Here is a 10,408-nt window from a genome sequence, read left to right on the forward strand (position 1 = left end):
TCACAAATACTGTTTAGCAATTCATAAACTGGATACAGTTATGCGTTTTAAGACGGCGTTTGTTGACTTTTTTATTATGTTTTCAGTAAGCCCTAAATATTATGGATAATCCAAAAATTCTGGTTGTAGAAGACGAAGTTCTGATTGCGAGAGAATTAGAAACCAATTTAATGAGTCTGGGCTACACCATAGTCGGAATTGCAGGGAATGGAGCAGAGGCGATTGCCAAGGCGGCAGAACTTCAGCCTGACTTGATTTTGATGGATATTATGTTACCGGGAGAAATCGACGGTATTGAGGCGGTAGAGCGCATTCATCAGACTGCTCCAATTCCGGCGATCTATATCTCTGCCTACGATGATGAAACTATTTTGGAACGGGCAAAAGCAACCCACCCCCTTGCTTATCTGATCAAACCCTTCAACGAGCGCGTCCTGAGAACAACTATTGAGATTGCGTTGGCATTGCACACAGCTGAATCCGAGATCGGAAAAGCGATCGAGATAGCTCAAAGGCAAACCAAGGCTGAAAGCCAACCCAAGCAACAGCAATTAAATCCTTTGTTTCAAAACTATTTGGGCATGGTAGTGCATGAAATAGGCAACTCTATCAGTGTGATTCAGGTCAGTGCCGAACTATTGAATGAATTTGAGGCTCCACCCTTGGTAAAGCAGCGTGCCATTGAGCGTATTCAGAATGCGGCGCTCCGTATGAACTGGTTACGCGAGGATTTACTGGTTCTGGTGCAAACCGGAACAAATCAGTATCAGCTGCAACTGACTGAGATTGAGTTGTTGAGTACGGCTCAACAATTAATCGAAATAGTGACAGTACAACAACGGCAAGATCGATTGCGGCTGCTGAGTCAGCAAGAGACGCTTGTTGCCTTCATGGATGAACGATTGCTGAATTATCTGTTAAAGAATTTGTTGTTAAATGCTCTGAAATATTCGCCTGAAGATACGTCGATTTTACTCCTGCTCGATCGGCAAGCAGATCGAGTTGAAATTGAAGTTCGAGATCGAGGTATTGGGATTCCAGCCGATTATTATCCTAATATTTTTCAGCCGTTTCACCGAGGCAGTAATGTAGCTGATATTCCAGGCACGGGCTTGGGTTTAGCAATTGTGAAGCGCTGTGTTGATTTGTTGCGGGGAGACATTACTTTCGACAGCGAAGTTGGTAAAGGTACAACGTTTAGGGTAACTTTGCCTGTAACCAGACCGTCGAGTGAACAAAAAATCTCTGTTGATACTGGCGTTCGGTAAATTTGAGTTCAAAGCGCGTTCCTGGTTGGCAACTAAATTGGCTAACTTCTTTTAATTAGTTACGAGAAGCCGTATGGAAACAGTTAGATAAATTAACTGCTCAATTTAAATCTATTGCTGGCTGGAATTTTATTTTGGAAGCGTTATTTGTATCAGGCTTTTCGTGAAATGGTATAAGTCCAATGATTATTGTTTTGTTTGGAAGTCCGCCGTTTGCGGAATTGGCTTTCTGGAGTTTAACTAAAAATCCCATTGGCGATCGCTTGCGTGGCTGCTTGGCTGGTCAACGGTTTAGAGAACAAGTAACCCTGTCCCAACTTACAATTCAATTCTTTTAATTTTTCCAGTTGAACTGAGGTTTCTATTCCTTCTGCCACGATGTTAATATCCAGGCTGTCAGCCAGGGTAATAATAGCTTTAATGACGGCATTTTGGCCATCTTCATCAATCTGGCTAGTAAAAGAGCGATCGATTTTCAGCGTTTCAATTGGGAACTGATGCAAACAGTTCAAGCAGGAGTATCCCGTGCCGAAGTCATCAATACATAACTGAATTTGCAGCGATTTCAGCGATTGGAGGACTTGACTGTTATCCTCTGTCATTTCTAACAGATAACTCTCAGTCACTTCTAATTTTAAGTACTCACCTGACAAATGGGAGTGCTGCAATATTTCTGCCAACCGTTGACTAAAGTCAATTCGATTCAATTGCAAGGCGCTGATATTGACATTCATAATCAAGTCAGCGTGTTGAGGAAACTGTTGTTGCCAACTTCGCAGTTGCTCGCAGGCTTCTTGGAGAATCCACCAGCCCAACTCCTGAATTAGCCCCTTTGCTTCCGCGATCGCAATAAACTGAATCGGTGGTATGAGTCCTTTTTCAGGATGATGCCAGCGAATCAATGCTTCAAACCCTATTAACTGATTTGTAAACAAATGAACAATCGGTTGATAATGCAAGCAAAATTCTTGCTGTTTACCCGAATATGTGCTTTTTAAAATCGCTCGTCTCAAGTCTGTTTCTAACTGTAACTGCTCGGAAAGATGGACTCGTATTGCCGGATCGAACACAGTATATCCGCTGCTTGCTGTTCTGGCATGATGCATTGCTAAAGAAGCATCTGCAAGCAGATCGATGGCGTTGCTATAGTTAAATTGGCTGTGCGTAATCCCGATACTTATGTTGTTGAATACTTCACAACTTCCTAAATCTAATGCCTGTTTCAAGCTTTGTTGATGAAATTGTTCGGCTAGCTTGGTTGCCGTCGATAGATGCTGAAGGTTTTCTAGAATAATAATAAATTCGTCACAGCCAAAATAGGCGAGGAACTGCTCAGGTGCAAGGATTTGCTCCAGTTGAGTAGCTACAGTTTGCAGCAAGCGATCGCTCATCAGTTGCCCAAAAGCATCATTGATTTCCTTAAAGTTATCTAAACCCACAAATAACACGGCATACTGAGAGGTTGTATTTGTGGGTGTCTGTTGAGTTAACCGATTAAGTTGCTCGATTAAGTACGCTTTGTTGGGTAAGTTGGTCAACGAATCCCAAAGTGCACAGTGCTGCTGCGCCTGGAATGCCGCTTCTTGCTTGGCGAGTCGGGCGGCGATCGCTGCTAATAATTCATCGACACCAAAGGGTTTCGTCAAATAATCGTCTGCACCGAGATTCATACCCTGACGAATATCTTCATGGGTGCTTTTAGCTGTTAAAAAAATAAAGGGGACTAATGCCGTATCTAGATTCTGCCTTAATGTCGATAGCACCTCGTAGCCATTTGCGCCTGACATCATCACATCGCAGAGAATTAATTCGGGATGCTGGGACTGAGCTAAAAAAATCCCTGTTTGACCGTCTTCGGCTTCCACGACCTCAAAGCCTTCTGCTTCTAAAATATCAAGAATTTCTTCGCGCAATGAAACTTCATCTTCAATGACTAATATTTTGGACATATTAAGTAAGTTGGCACAAGAAAACTAAAAATGGATTACCTTCATTGAAAGTCGCGGGAAACTCAATCGAATTGTGGGTGGAGAGGGATAGCCGCCCGCCTACTTGGGGCATTGGGCATTGAGCATTGAGGAGGCAGTGCTTTGTGCTTTGGGCGGGTTTCCGGACTTGTAGCAACTGCCGTCATTAGTGGCTCTTTTCCATGCCCCATGCCCCATCCCCCATGCCCAAAAACTTCACCCACAAAAGGATGGAGTTTTTCATTTATTAGGAGCCAAGGTAGTAGGCGGATTAGTCTCAATCGGTAGTTGAAGCGTAAACTGAGTCCAACCCGCTTTACTACTAATTTGAACTTTACCGTTCAGTCGTTTAGCCAATTTCTCAACCAGTGTTAAGCCTAGACCATTGCCGCCTTGCTGCCAGCGATCGCTCTCTGGAACTCGATAAAACGGTTGGAACAGATTGGGAATGAACTTATCGGGAATCTCTGCTTCGTTGCTAACAATAAGCATAATCATCTGACCATCTGGATTTATTGCCTCGGATGCAGTCAAATCACAACGAGCTTCTAAAACAATTTTGCCACCGGGAGCAGTGTATTTACAGGCATTGTTAAGCAGTTCGCTCAAGATGCGCTTGAAATCTGCGGCATCGATTACAGGCATTGGCAAATAAGGTGGAATGTTGCTCCAGAGAGTTTGTTGGCGTTTTCGAGCCTGGGTTTTGAATGGTTCGACGATCGCAGGAATCCAGGTTTGTAAATTCAATTTTTCGGGTTGCAAAGGACGTTCGTTTGCGCCTAAATAATGCAAATCGAGCAAGTCATCGATCAGATGAATTTCGCGGTAACACTCTTGTTGCAAGCGATCGATGTAGCGTTGCGTTTGCTCTGGGTTAACAGCTTGTTGCAAGAGTTTCAACGCCATCATTATATTAGTCGCTGGGCCTCGTAATTCCTGTGATGCAGTCCCAATAAACTCGTCTTTAAGCAAATTGGAGTGTTGAAGCTGGGTAACTTTCTGATGAATCTGGACGATTGTTGCTTGTTTAGTCAATCGACTTGTAATCGCGTTAAGCAACTCATCCATCCTAAAGGGTTTTGTCAAATAATCATCTGCGCCTAAGTCCATTCCCTGCCGAACATTTTCGCGGGTCGCTTTAGCGGTGAGGAAAATGAAAGGAATCAGTGCTGTGTCCGGATTTTGTCTCAGTCCCGATAACACTGCATACCCATCAGATCCGGGTAGCATTACATCGCAGAGGATCAGGTCAGGGAAGTTTGTTTGAGCTGAATCCAGCCCCTCTAACCCGTCTTCTGCTCCCATTACATCAAAGCCCTCAGATTCTAAGATATCGAGGATTTCTTCGCGTAATGATGGCTCATCTTCAATTACCAGGATTTTGGTCATGAATTTGCTCTACTAAAGCAATTGGCAAGGTTACTCTAATTAAAGTACCCTGATTCATTTGACTAGTAACATTGATTACACCTTGACACTCTTCCACAAATTGCTTAACAATTGCTAACCCTATGCCCGTCCCAGGCAAATTGCCAACATTGCTACCGCGATAAAACGGAATGAATAATTTGTCCTGGTCTTCTAGGGGAATGCCAATACCCCAATCTTGAATAGAGAATGTTACATGTTCGGGAGCAAAAATCAAGTCAAACATCACCTTTCCAGAGTCAAGAGAATATTTAATCGCATTGGAGAGTAAGTGGGTGAGTATGAGTTCCAGCACAGTTGGATCTAAGTAAATTTGCTGACTATTGCCCTGACTTTCAAAGATAATTGGGTGTTCGCTGGTGGTTAATGTGGCAATTAATTCTTGACAGAACTTTTCTAAGTTCAACGGTACGGGGTTGAGTTTAGCTTGATGTGCCCCCGAACTGTTCATAACCAGCATATCGTTGAGCAACTCAGTCATGCGCTGTACTCCAGCAATGATGCGATTGTAGCGAATCTGGTTTTTTTCTGGAGTCCATTGATGAGCATAGCGTTTTAACGTCTCTGTTGCTACCAAAATCACACTCAGAGGTGTCCGGAATTCATGGGAAACCATCGTGATGAATTCAGACTTGAGTTGGTGCAATTCTCTTGCTTGCTGCAAAGCTTGTTGCATGGCGGCTTCTGCTCGTTTGCGATCGCTAATATCTCGGAGAATGCAGACTGTTCCTCCATGCGGTAACAATGAGATTGACAGTTCTTGGTCAAAGGGTTGACTATTACATTTATAACCAACGGTTTCTCCTCGCCAAAATTTCCGTTGCTGTAGACTTTGCTCAATTTCGCCCCTCAAGCCAGCTTGTTGATTCGGGTGATAGTGAATTTTCCAATTGGTTTGTAGCAGGAGACTGGAATCTTTGTAACCGTAAATTTTGGAATATGCTTCGTTGACATACACATAGTTCCATTGGGCATCTAAAATGGCAATTCCTTCACTTGATACGGCGATCGCCACTGACTGTTGATGCATGATCTGTTGCATTCGCGATCGCTCGATGGCATAGTGAATGGAGCGAATCAGGGCATGGGTGTTAATTTGCCCTTTGACGAGATAATCTTGTGCGCCTTGCCGCACTGCTTCTAAAGCGATCGCTTCGTCTTTGAGGCTGGTGAGTACGATAATCGGCAAGGTTGGAGCTGCTGTATGGAGTTGGGCGATCGTCTCTAAACCATGAGCATCGGGCAGGGACAGATCGGACAAAATCACATTAAAACTGTGGCAACGCAGTTTTTCGAGGGCTATTCTCAGTTTTTCTACGACTGTCACCTTCCAACTAGTTCGATCTGTGTTTTCCAGAAATTCTTGTAATATATCTGCATCTTCTAGGCTATCTTCAATTAATAGAATTTGTAGAGAATCATTCTTCGTCATGAGTTTTGCCCATAGTGATGCCAAAACCTATCTTAAAAGAGATATCCCCAAAATAGTAACATTCTGCCATAGAAGAACTTTCAAGAGCTTTTTTGACAAAAATAGATAGTGACATATTGAATTATATTGAATACAATACTAAAGCAACAAAACGTTTAATTATTTTGAAGTACGAACAGTTACAACAATTAATCCAAAATGCAGAACAATTGCACCAGGCAGGAAAAACGAAAGTTATTACAATCTAAAAAAGATAGAATAATCCTAAATACTACTAGCAAAAATATTCACGTTTTTACTAGATTAAAATTAATATATAGCTTCATTTTTCGTTTGATAAACCAACCCTCAATCCCTAATCCCCAATCCCCGGTCCCTTTTACAGAATTGGATCTATAGCGATACTTGCGGCGGTCGTAGCCATTGCTTCTTTCTCATGTAAGTAGAAAACAGTAATAATCGAAATCTGATACTAACTTAATAAGCTATTCTTAATACGATTATTTAAGAGTTTATTAACAAAATGCGTTAGCCCTAATCAGTACCTTAGCCAATTTACGAGGATGATTTGATGTCCAAACTCCCATTTCTCCGAAACTGGGCAAAAACAATAAGTCCTAAAAATTCCTTTCAGGTTTCCCGCAAGGTATTTTTTAGCGTATTGCCCAGTACATAAAGGTTCTGACAGTTCAAGCTACCTTTTCAGCTAAAAGCTTATATATGGGTCATTTTGCCAGTTTTTGCCAAAATTTTTGTAGGCTCTTATTTTGGCAAAGGTATTGCTTAATACAAGGGCTTTGAATGCACCAGAGGTTATCTAAAGCCTACTATACAACTTTGGGAAACTTAACAGCCGCCAGCCAAAAAAATTCAATCGAACGAATCACCTTAGCAAATTCTTCTAGACCGACAGGTTTGGTTACATAACAATTGACGTTGAGTGCGTAAGTTCGCAAAATATCTTCATCAGCCGCAGAGGTTGTTAAAACCACAACCGGGATCAACTTCAGATCGGGATCGGTTTTCAGTTCCGCTAAAACTTCTCGACCATCTTTTCTCGGGAGATTCAAATCCAGTAAAATCAAATCTGGACGAGGTACATTGGCATAATCGTCCTGCCGCCGCAAAAATTTTAGGGCTTCAACACCATCCTCCACCACATGAATTCGGTTGAGAACTTTAGCATCGCCCAGGATTTCAATCGTTAAATCGGCATCTTCCGGTGAATCTTCGACTAAAAGGATTTCAATAGGTTCAATCGGGTGAGAGTCTTTGCTCATTGGGAGTTTTCTTTTTTTATGGGAATTGTAAACCAGAAAACAGATCCTTTCCCTACCTCTGATTCCATCCAGATATTTCCGTGGTGACGCTCAACAATTTTCTTACAAATGGCTAAACCCAGTCCTGTGCCAGAATATTGGCGACGGGTATGTAAGCGCTGAAAGATGATGAAGATACGCTGTGCATATTGCGCTTCAATCCCAATCCCATTATCCTGCACTGCAAATAGCCATTTGTTATCTTTTTGGGTTGCACTGATGTGAATTTGAGGTGGCTGTTCTTGACGATATTTAATCGCGTTGCTGATTAAGTTTTGTAATAAACGGCTAAATTGCTCTTTGTCGGCTTCGATCGTTGGGAGGCGATCGCGCGTGATGGTGGCGTGGCTTTCAGCGATCGCAACATGGAGTGTCTGAATCACTTGGTCAACTATCCGATCGCAATCGGTTGAAACTAATCGAAAATCGCAACGACCGACTCTGGAATATGATAGTAAGTCTTCAATTAGTGCTTGCATTCGAGTCGCAGCATTGACAATATAAGTGATGTATTTATTGGCTTTCTCATCTAACTGTTTTTGATATTTCTCTGCCAGTAGTTCGGTATAGCTGACAATGACCCGCAAGGGTTCCTGTAGGTCATGGGAAGCAACATAGGCAAACTGCTCTAACTCTTGATTAGATCGTTGCAGTTCGTTTTCGGTTTGCTGGCGCTGTTCCACTTCATTTTGTAGTTGCCGAATCGTTTTCGTTAGCTCTTCTGTGCGTTGAGCCACTCTTATTTCCAGTGCTTGATTGAGTTGTTCAAGGGTCTGATTTGCAATTTCTAGTTGAGCCGGACTGGGTAATGTTAAAGCTTTAGGAGTTAACAAAATCAGCGTCAGTGCTGCATGGAGAGAGACGATCGCTGTCACTGCTTTCATTCCTCCTGTCAGCCAGTATACTGGATGCCACAGCGTCCAGATTTCTAGCAGATGAGTGGTTCCACAACAAACAATGAAGGCTCCAAATAGCCAAAAAGCCCCACGAAAAGGGATATCTGAGCGTTTATAAGACAAGTAAATCAGAAAGATGGGAATGGAATAGTAAGCCAGGGCAATTAACGCATCTGACATTCCATGCAACCAAACTAACCTTGGCTGCCAAAGGTAGCAATGTCCATGCGGTATATAGTCGGATGAAAAAAATGCTTGTAAAAATGCTTTCATCTTTTTAGCTATTAGCGAATGGTTATGTGTGTAGGACTTACGCAAAAAACCTCTCTAAGTCTTATTACCAACGAAGTTCCAATACCTGCGCCAAGCCGCAAAGCGTCTACAGCAAAAGCAGCCGCTCCGGCTTCTCTGTGTTTTCTGCATCCTTTGAGATTTAATTTTACATTACCTGTGCGTAAGTCCTGGTGTGGTCTAAGAGTAAAGGAGGACTAAGAATACTCATAAATAACCATAATCTTATTTCATTAGACTCATAGGCACTGCGGCTTAACAATTAAAATGTGTAAATAATTACTTATAAAATTGCTAAAATTGCGGTTTATGCTGAAATAAATAATAGCACCCTGAGAAAATTACTGAGATTGGGATGGGTAAGTTCAGTAAAAGCGTAAAACTACAGATCGCACCCTTGTTTAAGGTGATTGGTTGCTAAAAAGATTACTGAGTTCGGGATGAGTAAGTTCATGAAACCCGTAGAGCTACGAATTACGAAGTTTCTTAGGGTCATTAAATTAGAGAAACGAGTGTGACTGAAAAGAAAGTAGAAAAGTAGAAAGGTTGAGAGCAAAAGTTCATTCAATCAAAAACATAGTGTGGATAAATCCATACAAGGGAAATACCTGAACTATGGATTTTCTAAACCTATTTGCGATCGCACTCAATTTATCTTTTGCATCAGCCATCTTTGGAACGCCATTAAACACGCATTCAATTATAGCCAAAACAAAACAGCTAAATAGGGCTAACAAACAAGGTGTAAGCTTTGCTAAATAAGGCTTTTGAATTATTCAAAAGTAAAACTAACAAAAGTTTTGAAGATAAAAACAAACTTCTATGAATCCTAAATTTATGTTGGACACAATACCTACTGCGATCGCTACTAAAAACCTCGATTGGAAAATTTCTGCTAATCGCCTAGTTATCATTGACTCCAAGGTAGAGAACTACGAAACATTAGTAGCAGGTGTTTTACCGAATACTTGTGTTGTAGTTCTAGATAACGATAGAGATGGCATTGAGCAAATTAATCAAGTACTAGCATCCTATCAAGAAGTTAACAGCCTGCATATTGTTTCTCACGGCGCACCAGGACGAGTCTATTTAGGGAATAGTCAACTCAGCAACGAAACACTCAATCGCTATGCAGAGGACGTGCAAAGTTGGTCAAGCCTTCTCTCCTCTGCCTCTGTACTCCTTTATGGTTGTAATATTGCATCTGGAGAAATTGGCGAAGCCTTTTTGTCAAAGCTCCACCAACTGACTGGGGCAAATATTGCAGCTTCTGCCAACCCTACTGGCAGTACTCTTAAAGGAGGAGACTGGGAACTGGAAGTTACAATTGGCAAGATTGACACTTCCTTGGCGTTTTCAGAAACAGTAAGGGAAGCTTACACCTCTGTACTGGCAATCATTACTTTAACAGGACTAACAAACCCTCTGACAGAAGGCGGTGCTACAGATACTTTAGGGGTGAGTGTTAATGTCGCCAGCCTACTTAGTAGTCTCGGTGTTGCCGGCACGACTTTGGTTAATGGTGGAGTGCCAATCAACCTGACTCTGACTCCCGATGCTCAACTGAACTTGAATGGTTCAAACTCCTCGGTGACTTTAACTATCGACCCGACTCAAACCACCCAAGTTTTCCCCTCAGTCACCATCGCCGCCATCAATGATAATCTGACAGAAACTAATCAGACTGGTACAATTAGCGCCACAATTACAACTAGTAACCCTACTCTCCAGGCTATTCTTAACCCCATTTCCTCCCTACTGTCTGCAAATGTTACTGCTAATATCCTCGATCCGGTAACACCTCCAG

Annotated in this window: 7 protein-coding genes; 2 read left to right on the top strand and 5 right to left on the bottom strand. The window is 42.2% G+C overall.

The window, feature by feature from the left end; all coding sequences use genetic code 11:
- The first annotated feature begins 101 nt into the window (after positions 1-101).
- Positions 102-1,268 (top strand): ATP-binding protein, encoded by a 1,167-nt coding sequence (locus RMX89_RS00235; RefSeq protein ID WP_322687513.1) that lies wholly within the window; start codon positions 102-104, stop codon positions 1,266-1,268.
- A 236-nt stretch (positions 1,269-1,504) separates the two neighbouring features.
- On the opposite strand, the gene RMX89_RS00240 is transcribed toward RMX89_RS00235, so the two are convergent.
- The 5 genes from RMX89_RS00240 to RMX89_RS00260 form a co-directional block, all read right to left on the bottom strand.
- Positions 1,505-3,217, bottom strand: coding sequence for a putative bifunctional diguanylate cyclase/phosphodiesterase (locus RMX89_RS00240; protein WP_322683229.1), 1,713 nt, complete (start codon positions 3,215-3,217; stop codon positions 1,505-1,507).
- A 258-nt stretch (positions 3,218-3,475) separates the two neighbouring features.
- Complete coding sequence (locus RMX89_RS00245; protein WP_322683230.1) at positions 3,476-4,624, bottom strand: response regulator; 1,149 nt, start codon at positions 4,622-4,624, stop codon at positions 3,476-3,478.
- On the bottom strand, positions 4,602-6,095 hold the full coding sequence (locus RMX89_RS00250; RefSeq protein WP_322687514.1) for a sensor histidine kinase: 1,494 nt from the start codon (positions 6,093-6,095) through the stop codon (positions 4,602-4,604). Before RMX89_RS00250 ends, RMX89_RS00245 begins: the two co-directional genes overlap by 23 nt.
- Positions 6,096-6,922: 827 nt before the next feature.
- Positions 6,923-7,375, bottom strand: a complete 453-nt coding sequence (locus RMX89_RS00255) for a response regulator (RefSeq protein WP_322683232.1) — start codon at positions 7,373-7,375, stop codon at positions 6,923-6,925.
- Positions 7,372-8,583 carry a sensor histidine kinase gene (locus tag RMX89_RS00260; RefSeq protein ID WP_322683233.1) on the bottom strand — a complete coding sequence of 404 codons (1,212 nt, stop codon included), beginning with the start codon at positions 8,581-8,583 and terminating at the stop codon, positions 7,372-7,374. The genes RMX89_RS00255 and RMX89_RS00260 overlap by 4 nt, the downstream gene beginning before the upstream one ends.
- Positions 8,584-9,423: 840 nt before the next feature.
- Here RMX89_RS00260 and RMX89_RS00265 point away from each other — a divergent pair.
- The coding region (locus tag RMX89_RS00265; protein ID WP_322687515.1) for a DUF4347 domain-containing protein at positions 9,424-10,408 on the top strand (985 nt) is incomplete at its 3' end.

Origin of the sequence: Nostoc sp. DedSLP04 (genome assembly GCF_034530775.1) — a bacterium.
Lineage (GTDB): Bacteria > Cyanobacteriota > Cyanobacteriia > Cyanobacteriales > Nostocaceae > Nostoc.